Origin of the sequence: Acinetobacter venetianus RAG-1 = CIP 110063, from assembly GCF_000368585.1 — a bacterium.
Lineage (GTDB): Bacteria > Pseudomonadota > Gammaproteobacteria > Pseudomonadales > Moraxellaceae > Acinetobacter > Acinetobacter venetianus.
The window spans coordinates 1,317,359-1,333,513 of record NZ_KB849558.1; the positions used below are offsets into that span (position 1 = coordinate 1,317,359).

A 16,155-nucleotide genomic window follows, 5' to 3' on the forward strand; every position below is an offset into this window, starting at 1 on the left:
TTCATGCCTTTCATAGAAGACATATCATGATCCATACCTTTCATAGAAGACATATCATGATTCATACCTTGCATTGAAGACATGTCATGATCCATCCCCATATCTTCCATAGTCAATAAAGAGCGAGGACGAGGTTTAGGCATCTCAATTTGTTTTACAGGTAAGGTATTTTCATCATGTAAGGTTCCAACCGAAAAACCAGTACGATCAATAGATTCAGCTTCAATTTGGTAATGTGCTTGTTTTGGTTCCACAATGACATCATAAGTTTCAGCAGTACCAATACGGAACTCATCTACAGGAACGGGCTTTACAGGTTGACCATCAGCACTGACTACAGTCATTTTTAGGTTTGGAATGCGTACATCAAAGAATGACATAGCGGAAGCATTAATAAAACGAAGGCGAACTTTTTCACCAGCTTTGAAGTTACCCGTCCAATTTTGCTGAGGTGTCTTGCCATTCATTAAAAATGTATAACCAGTCACATCGGACATATCTGTTTTCAGCATTCGCATCTGATTCCACATAGAACGGTCTTGCCAAGTCGCTTTTAGCCCATCACGTTTAACTTGTTTTAATACATCGAATACTGTTTCGCGGCGGTTCTGATAGTAGTCTGCTTCTTTTTTAAGATTTTTCATAATTTGATCACTTGTCGAATTATGAAAATCAGAAAGCAAAACAACGTAATCTTTATCGGTTTTTTCAGCAGCTGTTAGTGGAGTTTTATCTTTAGGATAAATAACAAAAGCACCATATAAACCGTCTTGTTCTTGTCCTTTACTATGTGAATGATACCAATAAGTACCATTTTGGCGGACTTTAAACTTATATTCATAAGTTTTATTAGGGGCAATGCCATTAAATTTGTTAAATCCAGGTACACCATCCATAATTCCAGGTAATAATAAGCCATGCCAATGGATTGAAGAGTCCTGATTTTTTAACTTATTGTGAACACGGATAACGGCCTCATCACCTTCTTCAAATTCAAGAAGTGGTGCAACGAATTTACCATTTACAGTAATTCTCTCAACTGGTTTTCCTGTGATATTTACAGTTTGTTCAGCGATTGTTAAATCATATTCTTTAACTGCCGCCATTACCCAAGTTGATGAAAATAAACCAACTCCTATTAAAAGGACATGACTTAATTTTTTAGACATTTATTTCACCTATCTAATATAAAGATGGGGAGCTCAAGCAAACCAATTATTCGCTTTAATCTCCCCAATCTTTCATTTATCGTATTTGTTATTTATTTGATGTATTTGACATGTTCATCTTTGAGTGGTCCATGTTCATCATATTTGAATGATCCATATTACCCATTTTAGACTGATCCATATTCATCATCTTAGAGTGATCCATCTGAGACATATCAGCCATATTGCCATGCTCATGCTGACTATGATCCTGTTGGGTTTTCTCATCATTCTTCATATTACAAGGTTTTTGGCATTTCTCTGACATTTTTGAGTCCGCTTTAGTTTCAGTGACTACAGTGGTTCCCTGTTTAGCATCGGCTGCCCAAGACTGAGTTCCTGCAATTAAAGTTCCAATACACATAAGTGTAGTTAAGCTACGACGGAATAGAGTTTTCATGTTTTGCTCCAAAAATTAACTTTATACAAATACCTTAAAGGCTACCACCAAACATCTATATGACATGAAAATGACATTTTTGTAATCTACAAAGAATCACGTATTTATAACGTTATTATATTCTTAATGAGTGATATTGGATTTTTATCAATGAGAATCTTACTAGTTGAAGATGAACAAAAAACTGGTGACTACCTTAAACAAGGTCTATCTGAAGCTGGGTATATTACGGATTGGGTCACAGATGGATTATCAGGTAAACATCAAGCACTTTCCGAAGAATATGACCTCATCATTTTGGACGTTATGTTACCAAAATTAGATGGCTGGAATATCATTTATGATATTCGCAAAAGCGGAAAGACAATGCCTATTCTATTTCTTTCAGCGCGTGATCAAATTGAAGATCGAGTTAAGGGATTAGATTTGGGAGCTGATGACTACCTCGTAAAACCTTTTGCTTTTGCTGAGTTATTAGCACGCATTAAAAGCTTACTCCGACGGGGACAACAAAAAGAAGATAGTAACCTTATTACAATTGCTGATCTTGAACTTGATCTTCGTAAACGCCGCGTCACTCGCGCTGGGCAACGTATTGACTTAACAGCTAAAGAATTCGCGCTGATGGAATTATTTATGCGTAGACGTGGTGAAATTTTACCTCGCGCACTCATAGCTTCTCAAATTTGGGATATGAATTTTGATAGTGATACCAACGTCGTAGAAGTCGCTATTAAACGTTTGAGAAGTAAAATTGACAGTAACTTTAGCCCTAAGCTAATCCAGAACATACGGGGAATGGGTTATGTTCTAGAGGTTGAAGATGACTCGTAAATTGTTTAATGCAATCAGCTTTCGTATAGCTATTATTTTTTCTCTATCTACCGTAATCATTCTAATGATTATGGGACTAGTTATTCATCAACTCGTAATGCATCATTTCGAAACTCAGGACCGGACACAACTAGAAGGGAAAATTCAACTTCTAGAAAATTTACTAGAACAAAATCCAGCCAATTCCCAAGAGCTAAATATTTATTTAAAAGACGCCTTAGTTGGTCATCATGATCTAATTGTTCAAATTGAACGACCAACAGGTCAAATTATTTTTAGTTCAGCCCCTGCACTTATTAAAGCGCAGACATTAATTAAATCTAAACATACTCCTTGGTTAGAGTGGAAAATACAAAATAAAACTTATCGTGGATTAGCTTATAAAAAGTCTTTTAATAGAAATAGTAGCATTCCAACAGCTCAAATTATTGTTGGAATCGATACATCCGAGCATTTGCATTTCTTAAATGATTTTAGGCGCCAGTTATTATACATTGGCATTGTCGGTACTATCTGCTTAATGTTTTTAGGCTGGTTTGCTGCATGGCGAGGATTACGTCCCGTACAAAAAATGGCAAAAGTGGCAGAAGGTATATCTGCTCAACATCTTTCTGAACGCTTAGAAGTCGAAAACACGCCAACAGAGCTTAGATCCTTAGCCATAGCTTTTAACGATATGTTAGATAGACTGGAATCTGCTGTAGAGAAATTATCAGACTTCTCATCTGATCTTGCTCATGAAATTCGCACACCTATCAACAATTTGATGACCCAAACCCAAGTATGTTTATCTCGTAGTCGAGATATTAATACCTATCAAGAAGTTCTGTTCTCCAATTTGGAAGAATTTGAACGTTTAGCTCGAATGATTTCCGATATGTTGTTTCTTGCAAAGGCTGAACATGGCTTGCATTTACCAAACTTAAAACAAGTTGATCTAGTAAAAGAAGTTTCTGCCTTATTTGATTTTTATGATGCGATTGCTGCCGAAAAGAGTATCTCTTTGGAACAAAAAGGTTATGGAGTTGTAAATGGTGACCCATCTATGTTACGTCGTGCTCTGAGCAACTTACTATCAAATGCAATAAAATATGGTAAAACAGAATCGGTAGTCAGAATCAAAACCCAACAAAACTTTGATACAACTGTTTTTACAATTGAGAATGAAAGCTCTCCATTGACATCTGAACAGTTAAGCCGATTATTTGACCGTTTTTATCGTACAGATGCATCCAGACAGCGAGTTGAGGAAGGTACTGGCTTAGGGCTAGCAATTACCAAATCCATTCTTGATGTACATGGCGCAACAATTAGAGCAGACTATCATAATGGCCGCATAACCTTTAAAATTATTTTTAAAAATTAATCGCTTATATAAAAATAAACAACTACTGACTACTCATCTTTAATAGTTAAAAATAATGAGTAGTCAGAAAAACTTAGTTTTGGCTACGTAGTCGTAAAGCATTACCAATGACTGATGCTGAACTTAGACTCATTGCTAAGGCTGCGATCATAGGAGAAAGTAACCAGCCAGTAAATGGATATAAAATACCCGCTGCTAAAGGAATACCTAAAGCATTATAAAGAAATGCGAACATAAGGTTCTGCTTCATGTTTTTAATGGTTGCTTCTGATAATGAACGAGCAATCTCTATACCGCGTAAATCACCTTTTACCAAAGTAACTTGTGCACTATTCATTGCTACATCTGTTCCTGTACCCATTGCAATTCCGATATCAGCCTGAGCTAAAGCTGGGGCATCATTGATCCCATCACCAGCCATCGCAACCACTCTTCCTTCTTTTTGCAATTTCTTAACCAATTCTAATTTATCTGCGGGTTTAACCTCACCATAAACCTCATCAATACCTAATCTAGCGCCAACAGACTTAGCTGTTGTTAATCCATCACCAGTAGCCATTACGATTCTTAGACCGGAATCTTTTAATGAAAGAACAGCCTCAGGTGTACTTGCTTTGATTGGATCTGAAACAGCTATTAACCCTATCAGTTTTCCATCCACAGCTAAATGCATGACACTTGCACCTTCGGCTCTTAACTTTTCAGCTTCGGGAACAAATGCTTTAACTGATATTCCCAGCTGTTCCATTAATGCTGTATTACCAAGAGATAATTGTTGTCCATTTAACTCTCCTTTAACACCAATCCCAGAGCCAGATTCAAAAGATGTTGGTCTAGACAGTACAAGATCTCTTTCACGGGCAGCACGTACGATTGCATCAGCTAAAGGGTGTTCACTCCCCTGATCCAGACTAGCTGCTAACCGAAGTACCTCATTTTCTTCATAGCCCGAAAGAGCGATAACCTTATCGAATGAGGGTTGGCCTTCAGTTAAAGTACCTGTCTTATCAATAATTAAAGTATCAATCTTACGTAAATTTTCTATTGCAGCTGCATCACGAAAAAGTACACCATTCGATGCACCACGACCTGTTGCCACCATAATTGACATAGGTGTCGCTAAGCCTAAAGCACATGGGCAAGCAATAATTAACACTGCGACAGCATTAATTAACCCGTAAACCCAACTAGGCTCTGGGCCAAATACCCCCCAACCAAAAAATGTAAGCACAGAAATAGCAATAACTACCATAACAAACCAACCTGCAACATGATCTGCCATTCTTTGCATCGGCGCTTTAGAACGTTGAGCTTGCGATACCATTTGTACGATCTGAGACAGTACCGTTGAAGATCCAACCTTTTCTGAACGCATTACTAATGAACCATTCATATTTATTGTTGCACCTATTACTTGATCGCCTTCACGTTTTGTAACGGGAACAGGTTCTCCTGTTAACATTGATTCATCAATAGAACTTGACCCTTCAGTAACAACTCCATCAACAGGGACCTTTTCACCTGGTCGTACTCGGAGCAAATCTCCAACATGTACATGGGAAAGAGGAATATCTTCTTCTTTACCATCGTCATTTATTTTTCTTGCAGTCTTAGGTGCTAGCCCAAGTAAAGATTTAATTGCTGCCGAGGTCTGTGATCGAGCTTTCAACTCAAGAACTTGGCCTAATAAGGTCAGCGAAATAATGGCTGCTGTGGCTTCGAAATATACAGCGACACGTCCCATAGAAACAAAAGAGTCTGGAAATACTTGTGGAGCCAAAGTTCCAATGAGGCTGTATATAAATGCGGCACCAGTACCAATTCCAATTAAGGTCCACATATTCGGACTACGATTTAAAACTGATTGCCAACATCTAACAAAAAATGGCCACCCTGCCCAAAAAACGATAGGTAATGTAAGAATGAGTTCAATCCAACTCTGTATCTTCATATCAAATAAATTCAGCTGATGCCCAAACATGGCTAAAAATACAACGATAAGAGTTAAAGGTAAGGTATACCAAAATCGTCTTTTAAAATCTTTTAGTTCAGGGTTTTCGTCAGCTTCATCCAGATTTGGAAGTAAAGGCTCTAAAGTCATACCACATTTAGGACAATTCCCAGGGTGATTTTGTTGAATTTCGGGATGCATCGGACAAGTGTAAATAGTAGAAGTATTCACATTTATCGGCTGATCAACCACAATTGAATTTATCCCAATCTCTTTTGGATTAGTCGCTTTTGCTAGTTTATTAATATAAAAAGCAGGATCATTCTTAAACTTTAACCAGCAATTTTCACTGCAAAAATAGAAAGTTTTACTGTCAACTTTTTCATAAAATTGAGATGTTTCTTTTACTGCCATGCCACAGACAGGATCAGTAAGTGTATTTTTATCTTCGTGATGATGATGGTCCATACAACCTCCTTCATATTTAATTTTAAAAGTAATAAATTGATTAAAACGTAAATAATTTCCTATTACTTGATCATTAGATAAGCGAAATTTTCTTTATAGTCAGTGTAGCACTTGTGACTTTTCAATTTTTAAAATGACAAAAATGTAATTTTGAAGTCATCGGAGTGTTTCTATCTTTCTTTGATAATAGGATTACAAAGTTGGTGACCAAGCTATCAATCAATGAATTTCATTCGGTCATTACTGGGCCCAAGATTAATTTAAAGAGGATGAAGAAATGAAAATTTTCAAAAATAAAATGTCTACTCTACGTAACGTACTCGTAGGCACGACTATGGTTGTAGCTACTTCAAGTGCATTCGCACATGTGAAACTTGAAAGTGCAACACCTGCTATTAATGCATCTGTAGCTAGCCAACCGAAAAATATAACTTTGAATTTTGGTGAAGAAGTTATGTTAATGAACGTCAAGTTGCTTGATGCACAACGTAAGGACATTCCTTTAAATTATAAAATAACTCATGATATGAAAAAATCATTTGACGTCGCTGCACCTAAACTAAAAAAAGGAAAATATACAGTCGTGTGGACCACAATGGGAGCGGATGGCCACAACATGAATGGCGAATATAATTTCACCATTAAATCAGCAAAATAAAAATCAAGTGCTAATAGCAACATGCCAGCGAACTGCTGGCATGTTGCTATTACGATGGAGAAAATTATGATTCCTGAGACTTGGATATACGCAACATGGTTGGTTAAAGTCATTCTATATTTAGGGATTGCATTTATTATAGGTGGTGCTTTCTGCTATTTCTTACTTGGACGTTATGTTGAAATAAAGGGAACTATTCTCAAATACATAACTATTGGTACAGGATTAGGTCTTTTTTCAAGTGTTCTCGGCTTCTTCATTCTTATAGGAAGTTTTGCCAACACTGGCCTTTCAGGTATGTGGGATAGCAACTATATAAATATACTAGTCAATACTCCTACTGGACATGTCTATATCATTCGATCAATCAGTTTTGCACTTTTACTCATATTTATGATAGTCAAACTTAGTAAAGGGACGATTGATATTTCCAAAACTGAAGGAGCAATCTTTACCATACTGCTCACACCAATCGTTTTAAGTTTTTCACAACTCGGACACGTCACGAATTTACCCTTTTTCGCTCAAGCTTTGTTAACAATACATGTACTTGTAATGTCCTTATGGATGGGGTCGCTTTATCCATTATGGAAAACAAGCAAAAAAATTAATGGCTTACCACTTAAAGAACGTATGCATCTATTTGGGCAAATAGCAGCCTTTATTGTAGGAATACTCATCGCTTGTGGTCTTAGTATTGCTTTATTACTCTTTAAAGATTTTAATACTCTAATCAATACACCTTATGGGCATGGATTTATTATTAAAATATTATTTGTCCTAAGTATTTTATTGTTAGCAGCCTTTAACAAATGGTATTTCACACCTCGCTTACAAGACCCGAAATTTGCGAAACAATTGGGCTATGCCATTTTATTTGAGATGTCATTAGGTCTATCAATTCTTTTAGCCACTGGTTATATCACCACTGTAGTCGGTATTGAGTAAAAAAGGATCACGCTATGACTTCATGGATGAAGTACAATTTATTATTTCTCATATTTTTAAATACAATATCTTGGGCTGAACCTAGCACTTCAAAAACGATTCGCTCCTTAGATGATACTGATTTACGTAATATTACTGATCATAACCATGGCGATACCAAAGTTGATGAGAATAAAGATGACCATCATTCCAAAGATAAACAACTACGTAATGAGGATAGTAGACAACAAAAAGTTATAAATGGATTAATGTTACAAAAGCCTAACGTACTACCGCCCTCCAAATAAACGATACTTAAGTAATGTTTATTGATTCAATAAGTAGTTCAAATTTTTAATAAAAAATAGTAGCAATATTACTGTTGGGGGCTTCTTAGCCCCCAACAGTATTTAATTCAAAGCCTGCACCGACTGCTGCAACCCTTTCTGAATATCCTGAACATGATTCAGGTCATGCGTTTGCTTACGCTGTTCTGGTTTGGAATCCTCCGTATAAAACTCCTCAACAATGTCCATCCCTTCCTCACCTCCCACCTCAAAGCTGGCATTGCCATAACCTATCCTCGCTACTTGATCCAATGCCTCTTGATAGAACCCTGCTGCTTTGCTTTGTTCACTGATTTGCTTGGCATTGCTAATCGCTTCCTGCAAATTGACACCATCACGTAAGGTCAAGTCCACGTAGTAAATCGGAGTACGGTAACTTTGCGTGGTACTTTTGCCTCTGAGAGTAAGTTGCAAAGGTAGGCATGAAAGTAAATCACCTGAAGCCGAGCTGTAATAACGTAATCGCGCTGCCAGAGTGCGGATGCTATTAAAACCTGTGGTTCTAAAGATGAAGGTACCGAACTCATCGGATTCGTCTAAATTGACGTAAAGTCTCCCGTAAGGCTTACACAGTCCACCTTGTGCCAATGGACATAAATCAGGGGATGGACATGGATGTTGCTCAATCCCATTTTGTCCAAGTCGCTGGCAAGTTTCTCCATTGCCTGAACAGATTAAGCGTCCTGTTTGGCGGTCAAATAGGCTGTACTCTGCCCGTAGACTCAGTTCGGGATCATTGAAGATCATCCGCACTGGAATGGTTCTGAGTTTTTGATTGGGTGCTTTAGCTCGGAGTTGTTCATCCAAGGGATGCTTGATCCACCCATCCTTTCCTTGAATTTGGCTGGTAATGGTAAATTGATCATCCTTTTCAGGGACGCGCTTTCCGTTCTTTTCCACGATCTTACCAATACTGATACGACCTAAAACGGGTGGTGTGATTGCTAAACCTTTAATCATGGTGATGTCCTCTTATATCGATGTGTAAATAAAATTTTGCACATAAAAAATCCCATGCCTGTTTGAGGTATGGGATCGGGTTATTTGATGTGGCTTTGGTGATTGATACGTTTATTGGGGGAAATAAATGCTGGAATGTGTATCTGTCCTATCCACCATTCGGATAAATCTGAAAGCGCCGCGTCCCTACTTTGGTTTGTGGGAACTGCTGTAGATATTCAGGATGTTGTTTCAGTAACGCTTTGCTATTTAAGGTGGTGGAGTCTTGCGCCTTCTTCCATGTCACTGAGCCTCCTGTAAATACCGCACGTTCCGCATCTTTCATCAGCATCTGTATTTGATGTTTTAACTCATCAAAATACTGTTGGTGTTGTTCAAGTCTGTGTCGCTCTTCTAACAGTTGGTTAAAGAGGTAGTTGGCCTGTTCGTTTTGGCTGAGGTCTTCTACAGTTAATGGAATTTGTTCAGGATAGAGTTGCTGTAAGGCTTTGGCTGCTGAATCAGAGGCATCGACACTCGGTGGAATGCCCGATTCAACACATTGCCAGAAGTGGCGTTCGGCATTAATGATGTGCTGGATCACGGTTTCGTTGCGGGTCACTTTATAGATTTTGGTTTCATGTCCACAGATCAAGGCACAGATATGTGCCGCCTGTTTGCCTGTCACCGCCAATTGATGTTGCACTTGGCACAGCACATACAGTGGCACACCATCCCGCCAGAGTTTTGCGCCATACTCTCCTACGCTTTTACACTCTAGCACTTGCACTTCGTCACTGCCCACCACGGAATAATCCAGATTGGCGAGCATAAAATGCTTGTCTTCATCAGGGTGTTGTAACACCGCATTGACTCGACGCACTTTGTTATTGGTGTGCATGCTGTAGTATTCAGCGACTAAAGGTTCGAGTTGTTTGCCCCAGTACAACGGTGCATAGCCTGCACTTTCATCTTCGATGTTTTGTTGCATGCGTCCTGTTTTGATCATCCAGAGTTCGAGCATCGACATATAGGGATTCAGTCCACACGCAGTTGCAGCATCACTGCTACCGATGCCTTGTTTGCGGATTTCAAGCCATTGTTGATAGTTCAATTGCTTGGTGTTGGCAAGGCGTTTGGCTGCGGATGTTTTGGATTTTCTTGGCTGTTTATTGGGTCGGTCACGTTTGGTTCGAGTGCCCACTTCCACCTGTGAAGTGGATGGATTGATATTCGGTGAGTAGGCTTGTAATGGGGGTTGGTTTAATGCGTTTTGAATATGATGATGACTATTCATAATGGCGAGATTCCTTTTTAAATAAAGTATCGTCACCACAGCAACCGCTAAATTTCAGGCATAAAAAAGCCACCTCTGAGAGTGGCGAAGGGTCTTGCACTGCGGCTATCGTATAACCACTGGCTTAGGCTAATGGTGAAAACTTAAATGAAGCTGAAATTTGAATCACTGTGGTGGGTATTGTTTGCGAAGTGAATAAGGGGTGAATTTGATAGTGGATGGGCTAAGCCAACATGCGTAAAGCCTGTTCCAAGCCGCGTTGTTTAAGCGCAGCCCCTGCCCCAAACCATGCTGAATCCAGTCGATGATCAGTACTCATAGCGCGTCTTTCGTGGTCGGTGAACTCGGTAATGGCGCATAGCAAACCATAGGCCGTATCTTTGGCTGAACTGAGTTCTGCGCCACGTCCATGTCCGTTGAACATGGTCATGGCTTTTGACATGGCACGGCCATTGGGTTCGGTTTTATTATCGGATTTTAGCGTTGTATTGGGTTGTCCAAGTTTAGGCAAAGCTGCATTGCGGTAGTATTGAATGATACTGTCCTCTTGATCTGCCACACTCAGATTGCTGTTGTTAAACACCGCATCAAAGTAAGCGGCTGCTTCCTGTTGTGTCACCTTACGTTGACTGAGTTGCTTCATTTCATACATATGTTCATCCCATGCACGCACTGAAATACCGAGTTGATGTTTGACTTTCTCTGCATCAAAGCGAGTACTGTGTGGAACTTTGACTACGCCCGTATTGCTAGAGCTAGTGTTATGGGCTTTCAGTGCAATCGCTAAGGTGTTGTTACACACCACACGAATAGAGGTGAATTGTGCAGTGGTCGCTAAGGTGCCATCACAAGCGGTCGCCAAAAGAATATAGCCATTACTCACATCCTTCCCTTTTAAGGCAGATGTTTGTCCTGTCTTCGCCAATGCCCAGAATTTCTTGCCACCTTTGAGTACCCCAGCAGTTTCCAGTTCAAATCCCGATTGTTCGCTTAAGTCTCGATAGAAGTTTAAGATTTCCATCGGTTGCACTTCTTGGAAGCGTTGACTGACCACGGATAACGGTGCATGGGTATCGGAGCGATACAGTACCCGTTGTTCTTCAAAAGGTAGAATGATGTCTTGTCCACGTACGTTTTGTGCCATGTAACGAACATCAGAGCTTTCAATACGCCAGTCCATGCCCGCTTGTTGTGCCCAGATTTCAATCGGTTGATTGGGCGTGAGTTGATTGCCTAGTCCATGCCAAGGGGTTTGACCGACAAAGGCCATACTGTCGACTAAATGTGCCATAAAGCATTCTCCTGTAGAGATTAAAGAAAAGGATTCATTAAAGGAATGAATCATCAAATTACGGAAGTAGTTATTGATTATTCGAAAGGACGGGTGTGATGAATGGGATAAGTGGTCTCTGGCTCATATTGAAAAGCCAAGGCAAAGCAATATTCACATTCCAAGCATTGATACGAAGTTTGCCCACGGGCTTGGGTGGGAATGGAAGGTGTCGGAGGTTGAGTCGGTGCGGCATCCTGTAAATGATTGAGTAGACACGCCGCACATCCCACCGCACCGCCAATCACCGCGCCAATGATCAGCACCATCGGCTTTTGTCCTTTCAACATACGGGCACCCGTGGCCCCCATCGCGGCATAGTTGACCAAGTAATGCATCAAGCTATGCATCGGAGGTTTAGGAAAGCTTGATTGTGTTGGATTAGGTGGTGGTTGAAATTGAGGCTGTGCAATCATTTCTATCTGATCACTGCCACACATGGGACAACAAATTTTGGACATAACAGTCTCCTGAGATAAAACATCCGTCATAAACGGGCATAAAAAAACCTGCCACGGTGGGCAGGTTTTTTAGGTTTGTGTTGTGGTATTCGTGCGATTCGCTTTAACTCAGTTCAGTTGATTTAAAGCTTGACAAGCAGTTGTAAGAGTTTAATGACATAGACCTGTAGCGCTTTTTGTAATACAGGATGTTGATCACCCCGCATCACCAGCCAAAGTAGTGTTGCAATGAAGACACAACACAATAAACAGATCAGCATAAATCTGCGCTTGCTCATGTCAGTCGTTTACTCACGATGCACTGACTTTCGGTCGAGCTAAGCTTGATTTGGTTTTACAGGGGCGGATGCTTTGAATGTATTGCCCATCACCGGTATCGTGATAAAAGCCATGTTTTGATTCGACTTCTAAACATTGTCCTTTCTTATAAGGTTCTAGTTTACGTGCCACTTTGTCGGGCAATGCATAATAATTTAAGATTACTTCACCTCGAGTCGTGTTAATGATCACAGCTTCCTCACCAAACTCAATACTCTTTTTTAAAGTAATCTGCTCTGTCTTTGCCATCGCAGTATGCGTGATCAATAGACCAAATACCGCAAAGCTCAAACAGCGTCGTATAGCTTGTGCGTGAATTTGAATTCTTTTCATTTTGTTTATCCTATTCTTCGTGTCGTTCATCGTTAAAGGTTGTGCTGAATAGATTAGTTATCGTGCTGCTTAGAAACACGGTTGATAGCCTTCTTGTAATACTTGCTGACTCGTTAGATTCCAACGCACCACATACCACGTACATTGATAACGATCCGAGTCCCATGCCGCACGATAAGTCAGTTCGTCCCCTTGCTGGCTCCAGCCTTCTACACGTTTTTGTACTTGATCACGATCAGCACGTCCCCACGCCTCCATCAGGTGGGTTCGCAACATTTGATCAATCTCAGGCAGCATGCTTTTTAAATCTGCCGAAGCGGATTGCATCGGCTTTAAGCCATAAGTGGACGGATTAGAACTCAAAGTTTGATCATCGTGGTATTCGCCATCGATCCGCATGCTAAGATTTTCTAGATTGGCGTTTCCTGTTGACGCTGAGGGTTCAGCTTCAGTAGCGTCTGTGCTCATGGAAATACCATCTTCTCCCATGTCTAAATCGGCAGATGTGGATGGTTCAGTTATTGTAGATGAACTTGAATGAGATGCTTGGGATGGTGTCGCTGCAAGTTGTGCCAGTTTTAAATCGGTTTGACGTTGCTGATGTTGGTTATATAACACGGCTGCGGTGAGTAACAGAATCATGCCGCAGACAATCAACACCCAATGCATCGGTTGTAGACTTTTCGTCGAAGTTGAATCATTAGAATTTCTATTCATTTTTTTATCCTTCTTGTCTTGGTCTTTGTCTTTATCTCTATATCAATAAAGCTTCACCTCCCTGTTTGCTTCAAGGAGAATGATCATCAGGTTTAAGATGTGTGCTAGAACAACCAGCGCACAATGGCCAACGGCCACATCAGTCCTTTGATCAAGAACAGCAGACAACTTAAGTAATCGACACTGACATAACCACCTTGTAGTTCTGCCGTGCGTTGCATCAGCATTGCGGCATAGACAACGGTCACGATTAGATAAAAGCCAAAGAATTTTTTCATGGTCGGGCCTATTTCTGACAGCTTGGATCAGTTAAGGCAGGTCCACGAGTGACTTTGCCATTGGCATCTTGAGTCGCCATGATGTGACAACGATTGATCTTGGCAGAGGCAGGTTTGTCAGGCGCTTTCATCCGTGGACCGGTATAGTCTTGACGGGTGGCTTGACGCACTTCTTCAGAACGCACGAATACCGTTTGCCCTGTCTCTGCAATAATCAATTGCATCCGACTCGGTTTGTAATAGGTATTACGTGGACAACCACCTTGATTGCGTAAGGCAGTGATACGAAATGTCTGACGGGTACGCTGACGTTCATAGCCGACATAAGTACAGCGCAGTGGCACCCCGCCCTCAACGCTGACCAGTTGTAAGGGATAGGTATATTCTTGATAGCCGCCTGCTTGCGTGGCTTGTCCAAGCAGCAGTGCACTCGCGAACAGTGCGCCAGTACAAAGTAGTTGTTTTAAAGGATGGGTAAAGCTTGAATTGGTTTGAAGCGTTTGTTGTTGAGCGTTTAGATGTACTGTCATTGTTAATATCCTGAAGACTAGATATGGTGTAGGTAGCGTCCTACTTCATCTAGATGTTGTGTATTTGAATATTTTTTATTTACGTTTTTAATGTGCGCTGCGGGTTAATACTCAGCCTGCCAACCACTGCTGCCCAAATTGAGCAGAACTGATTGCGCTTGTGTCATGCTTTGATCAAGTACCGCATCGTAGCGTTCCACCAGCACTTCACAGTCATACTGGTCATAACTTGGGCCATTGCCTGGCTGCCCCTCAAAGGGATTACTGCGTATGCATTGCTGCAATTTGACTTGTACGATGCTGTCATCCTGTTGTCGCATAGCATGTAAGGCATCATTGGCGGTCGGTGGAATAAATGCCTCACGAGATTCACCACAAGCACTCAGCCCAACCATCAATCCCATGCTGAGCAGTAAAGGACGGCTTAGTTGTAAAAATAGCTTACTCATCAGATGCTCCTTGTGTCTCAACGGGGGTGTTGACTAAACCAAAGCGATAATTGATCTGCTGTGGAATCGGAATATCTGTGCTGTGTAAAAGCTGCCGTGGCTTAGGATGGTAGTCGCGTGTGCCATCGTCACTTCGAGTCACTTCCTGTTGTTCTTGATAAAGGTCATAACGCAACTGCTGCGGTTGGAAGCGATAGACAACAGGTTGTGGAATAGCCGTATCTGAGGAATAAGCGGACAGGATAAGTTGTTTGACCGTCAGACGCTGCCCTGCATCGAGTTGTAAGAGATAACCCAGACAAGTACCGCGTTTTAAATCCGCCAAGTTGCGTTTGGCTTGGTCCAATGGGTAATGCAATTCTACTTTCAGTACCTCAACCTGTTGCCCACCAAAGTTCGGATTGTAGGCTTGAGCCAATACCTCTTTTTCAATGACATAGGGTATGCTCGTGCGCAAACTTAAAGTTTCGTGGTCTGCATCGTATTCAATCGCGTTATAGGCATCTTGATCATCGGCATTAAAACAAACGGGGGCATGTAATACATTCAGTGCCAGTTCTAAATGACTGAGATCAACTTTCAGTTTACCCGTCAGTTGTTGATGCTGTTGCTGTGCTGATTCAAGCCGTTGTTGGTAATCTGCGGTGGTTTCAAGTTCTCCTTGTGCTTCAATCGAGTTTGGAGATTTCAAACGCCGAAAGTAGTTGATCATCAACTGATTGGCTTGCGGATAGGCTTCGGCTTTTCTGAGATCAACAGGATTGAAGTCTTCCTTAAAGCGTCTACGTTGACTACCCAACCAAACTATTTGATCAGGTTTGAGTTTGAGTTGCTGACGGAGTGCTTGCCAGTCTGCTTGTTGTTGTTTGTCAGTGAGTTGTTGATGAAAGCCTTCAAGCGTACCGTCATCGACTTCATCAGTCGGTGCTAAGGGTTGTAACTGTTCAGCCGTTACTAGCACGGGGACAGGATTAGATTGAATTTGAATGCGTTCAGATAAAGCCTCAGCTTCATCGGGGATATAAACATGATTATCTTTTTTTGAGCATGCCGTGACGCACAAAGGCACCATCAGACACGCCACCCAAATCGGGGCATGTGCCATAGAACCACCTTGTATTATTCGTCGTTATAGATCAGATCTAAACGTTATTGAGTGGAATCAGGCAAAGCACAGCCGTGAGATCGTCTTGCCAAGGGCAATCGAAATAAAAAGCACAATCGGTATAAGTTTGGAAATGGCAAAGCCAAAAGATAAATGTCAGTACGCATGGCGGACTCCTTTGTTTAAAGTAAGCCTACCGAATCCCTGCTAAAAGATGGTGGTAGGACGAAAGAGGGTTA

Annotated in this window: 18 protein-coding genes; 5 read left to right on the forward strand and 13 right to left on the reverse strand. The window is 40.8% G+C overall.

The window, feature by feature from the left end:
• Together F959_RS16935 and F959_RS11725 are read right to left on the reverse strand one after the other, a co-directional pair.
• On the reverse strand, nt 1-1,169 hold a 1,169-nt coding region (locus F959_RS16935), incomplete at its 3' end, for a multicopper oxidase domain-containing protein (protein WP_004880433.1).
• Nucleotides 1,170-1,257: 88 nt separating this feature from the next.
• Nucleotides 1,258-1,608: a hypothetical protein gene (locus F959_RS11725; RefSeq protein ID WP_002058521.1), complete on the reverse strand. Its 351-nt coding sequence runs from the start codon at nt 1,606-1,608 to the stop codon at nt 1,258-1,260.
• A 150-nt stretch (nt 1,609-1,758) separates the two neighbouring features.
• Here F959_RS11725 and F959_RS11730 point away from each other — a divergent pair, with 150 nt between their 5' ends.
• Together F959_RS11730 and F959_RS11735 are read left to right on the forward strand one after the other, a co-directional pair.
• Nucleotides 1,759-2,442, forward strand: coding sequence for a heavy metal response regulator transcription factor (locus tag F959_RS11730; RefSeq protein ID WP_002058525.1), 684 nt, complete (start codon nt 1,759-1,761; stop codon nt 2,440-2,442).
• Nucleotides 2,432-3,808 (forward strand): heavy metal sensor histidine kinase, encoded by a 1,377-nt coding sequence (locus F959_RS11735; RefSeq protein WP_004880440.1) that lies wholly within the window; start codon nt 2,432-2,434, stop codon nt 3,806-3,808. Before F959_RS11730 ends, F959_RS11735 begins: the two co-directional genes overlap by 11 nt.
• Before the next feature lie 73 nt (nt 3,809-3,881).
• On the opposite strand, the gene F959_RS11740 is transcribed toward F959_RS11735, so the two are convergent.
• Nucleotides 3,882-6,227, reverse strand: a complete 2,346-nt coding sequence (locus F959_RS11740) for a heavy metal translocating P-type ATPase (RefSeq protein ID WP_004880442.1) — start codon at nt 6,225-6,227, stop codon at nt 3,882-3,884.
• A gap of 277 nt (nt 6,228-6,504) precedes the next feature.
• Here F959_RS11740 and F959_RS11745 point away from each other — a divergent pair, with 277 nt between their 5' ends.
• From F959_RS11745 to F959_RS11755, 3 genes are all read left to right on the forward strand, one after another.
• Nucleotides 6,505-6,885 (forward strand): copper resistance CopC family protein, encoded by a 381-nt coding sequence (locus F959_RS11745; RefSeq protein WP_004880443.1) that lies wholly within the window; start codon nt 6,505-6,507, stop codon nt 6,883-6,885.
• 66 nt (nt 6,886-6,951) lie between these two features.
• Entirely contained in the window at nt 6,952-7,833 is an 882-nt protein-coding gene (locus F959_RS11750; protein WP_004880444.1) for a copper resistance D family protein, read from the forward strand.
• Between the two features lie 14 nt (nt 7,834-7,847).
• Nucleotides 7,848-8,120, forward strand: a complete 273-nt coding sequence (locus F959_RS11755) for a hypothetical protein (RefSeq protein WP_004880446.1) — start codon at nt 7,848-7,850, stop codon at nt 8,118-8,120.
• Nucleotides 8,121-8,222: 102 nt separating this feature from the next.
• On the opposite strand, the gene F959_RS11760 is transcribed toward F959_RS11755, so the two are convergent.
• The 10 genes from F959_RS11760 to F959_RS11800 all read right to left on the reverse strand — a co-directional run bounded on the left by F959_RS11760 (nt 8,223) and on the right by F959_RS11800 (nt 15,916).
• The gene (locus F959_RS11760) at nt 8,223-9,119 is read right to left on the reverse strand and encodes a recombination directionality factor (RefSeq protein WP_004880447.1); all 897 of its coding nucleotides are present in this window, start codon (nt 9,117-9,119) and stop codon (nt 8,223-8,225) included.
• A gap of 148 nt (nt 9,120-9,267) precedes the next feature.
• Entirely contained in the window at nt 9,268-10,395 is a 1,128-nt protein-coding gene (locus tag F959_RS11765) for a YqaJ viral recombinase family nuclease (RefSeq protein WP_004880448.1), read from the reverse strand.
• Nucleotides 10,396-10,618: 223 nt separating this feature from the next.
• Nucleotides 10,619-11,686: a DUF932 domain-containing protein gene (locus F959_RS11770; RefSeq protein WP_004880449.1), complete on the reverse strand. Its 1,068-nt coding sequence runs from the start codon at nt 11,684-11,686 to the stop codon at nt 10,619-10,621.
• 77 nt (nt 11,687-11,763) lie between these two features.
• Nucleotides 11,764-12,186: a hypothetical protein gene (locus F959_RS11775; protein WP_004880450.1), complete on the reverse strand. Its 423-nt coding sequence runs from the start codon at nt 12,184-12,186 to the stop codon at nt 11,764-11,766.
• 122 nt (nt 12,187-12,308) lie between these two features.
• On the reverse strand, nt 12,309-12,464 hold the full coding sequence (locus tag F959_RS16665; protein WP_154649197.1) for a hypothetical protein: 156 nt from the start codon (nt 12,462-12,464) through the stop codon (nt 12,309-12,311).
• Between the two features lie 13 nt (nt 12,465-12,477).
• Entirely contained in the window at nt 12,478-12,837 is a 360-nt protein-coding gene (locus F959_RS11780; protein ID WP_004880451.1) for a hypothetical protein, read from the reverse strand.
• A 69-nt stretch (nt 12,838-12,906) separates the two neighbouring features.
• On the reverse strand, nt 12,907-13,554 hold the full coding sequence (locus F959_RS11785) for a hypothetical protein (protein WP_004880452.1): 648 nt from the start codon (nt 13,552-13,554) through the stop codon (nt 12,907-12,909).
• A gap of 286 nt (nt 13,555-13,840) precedes the next feature.
• A complete protein-coding gene (locus F959_RS11790; RefSeq protein ID WP_004880454.1) occupies nt 13,841-14,362 on the reverse strand; it encodes a hypothetical protein in 522 nt (173 codons plus the stop codon).
• Between the two features lie 104 nt (nt 14,363-14,466).
• Nucleotides 14,467-14,811: a hypothetical protein gene (locus F959_RS11795; protein WP_004880455.1), complete on the reverse strand. Its 345-nt coding sequence runs from the start codon at nt 14,809-14,811 to the stop codon at nt 14,467-14,469.
• Nucleotides 14,804-15,916: a hypothetical protein gene (locus F959_RS11800; protein WP_004880457.1), complete on the reverse strand. Its 1,113-nt coding sequence runs from the start codon at nt 15,914-15,916 to the stop codon at nt 14,804-14,806. Before F959_RS11800 ends, F959_RS11795 begins: the two co-directional genes overlap by 8 nt.
• Nucleotides 15,917-16,155 lie beyond the last annotated feature (239 nt).

What these genes read in the sequence shown, in the direction of transcription:
- F959_RS11775 (WP_004880450.1), bottom strand. Translation starts at nt 12,186, where the DNA reads ATGTCCAAAATTTGTTGTCCCATGTGTGGCAGTGATCAGATAGAAATG.
- F959_RS11780 (WP_004880451.1), bottom strand. Translation starts at nt 12,837, where the DNA reads ATGAAAAGAATTCAAATTCACGCACAAGCTATACGACGCTGTTTGAGC.
- F959_RS11740 (WP_004880442.1), bottom strand. Translation starts at nt 6,227, where the DNA reads ATGGACCATCATCATCACGAAGATAAAAATACACTTACTGATCCTGTC.
- F959_RS11755 (WP_004880446.1), top strand. Translation starts at nt 7,848, where the DNA reads ATGACTTCATGGATGAAGTACAATTTATTATTTCTCATATTTTTAAAT.
- F959_RS11760 (WP_004880447.1), bottom strand. Translation starts at nt 9,119, where the DNA reads ATGATTAAAGGTTTAGCAATCACACCACCCGTTTTAGGTCGTATCAGT.
- F959_RS11770 (WP_004880449.1), bottom strand. Translation starts at nt 11,686, where the DNA reads ATGGCACATTTAGTCGACAGTATGGCCTTTGTCGGTCAAACCCCTTGG.
- F959_RS11790 (WP_004880454.1), bottom strand. Translation starts at nt 14,362, where the DNA reads ATGACAGTACATCTAAACGCTCAACAACAAACGCTTCAAACCAATTCA.
- F959_RS16665 (WP_154649197.1), bottom strand. Translation starts at nt 12,464, where the DNA reads ATGAGCAAGCGCAGATTTATGCTGATCTGTTTATTGTGTTGTGTCTTC.
- F959_RS11745 (WP_004880443.1), top strand. Translation starts at nt 6,505, where the DNA reads ATGAAAATTTTCAAAAATAAAATGTCTACTCTACGTAACGTACTCGTA.
- F959_RS11735 (WP_004880440.1), top strand. Translation starts at nt 2,432, where the DNA reads ATGACTCGTAAATTGTTTAATGCAATCAGCTTTCGTATAGCTATTATT.
- F959_RS11795 (WP_004880455.1), bottom strand. Translation starts at nt 14,811, where the DNA reads ATGAGTAAGCTATTTTTACAACTAAGCCGTCCTTTACTGCTCAGCATG.
- F959_RS11725 (WP_002058521.1), bottom strand. Translation starts at nt 1,608, where the DNA reads ATGAAAACTCTATTCCGTCGTAGCTTAACTACACTTATGTGTATTGGA.
- F959_RS11765 (WP_004880448.1), bottom strand. Translation starts at nt 10,395, where the DNA reads ATGAATAGTCATCATCATATTCAAAACGCATTAAACCAACCCCCATTA.
- F959_RS11750 (WP_004880444.1), top strand. Translation starts at nt 6,952, where the DNA reads ATGATTCCTGAGACTTGGATATACGCAACATGGTTGGTTAAAGTCATT.
- F959_RS11800 (WP_004880457.1), bottom strand. Translation starts at nt 15,916, where the DNA reads ATGGCACATGCCCCGATTTGGGTGGCGTGTCTGATGGTGCCTTTGTGC.
- F959_RS11730 (WP_002058525.1), top strand. Translation starts at nt 1,759, where the DNA reads ATGAGAATCTTACTAGTTGAAGATGAACAAAAAACTGGTGACTACCTT.
- F959_RS11785 (WP_004880452.1), bottom strand. Translation starts at nt 13,554, where the DNA reads ATGAATAGAAATTCTAATGATTCAACTTCGACGAAAAGTCTACAACCG.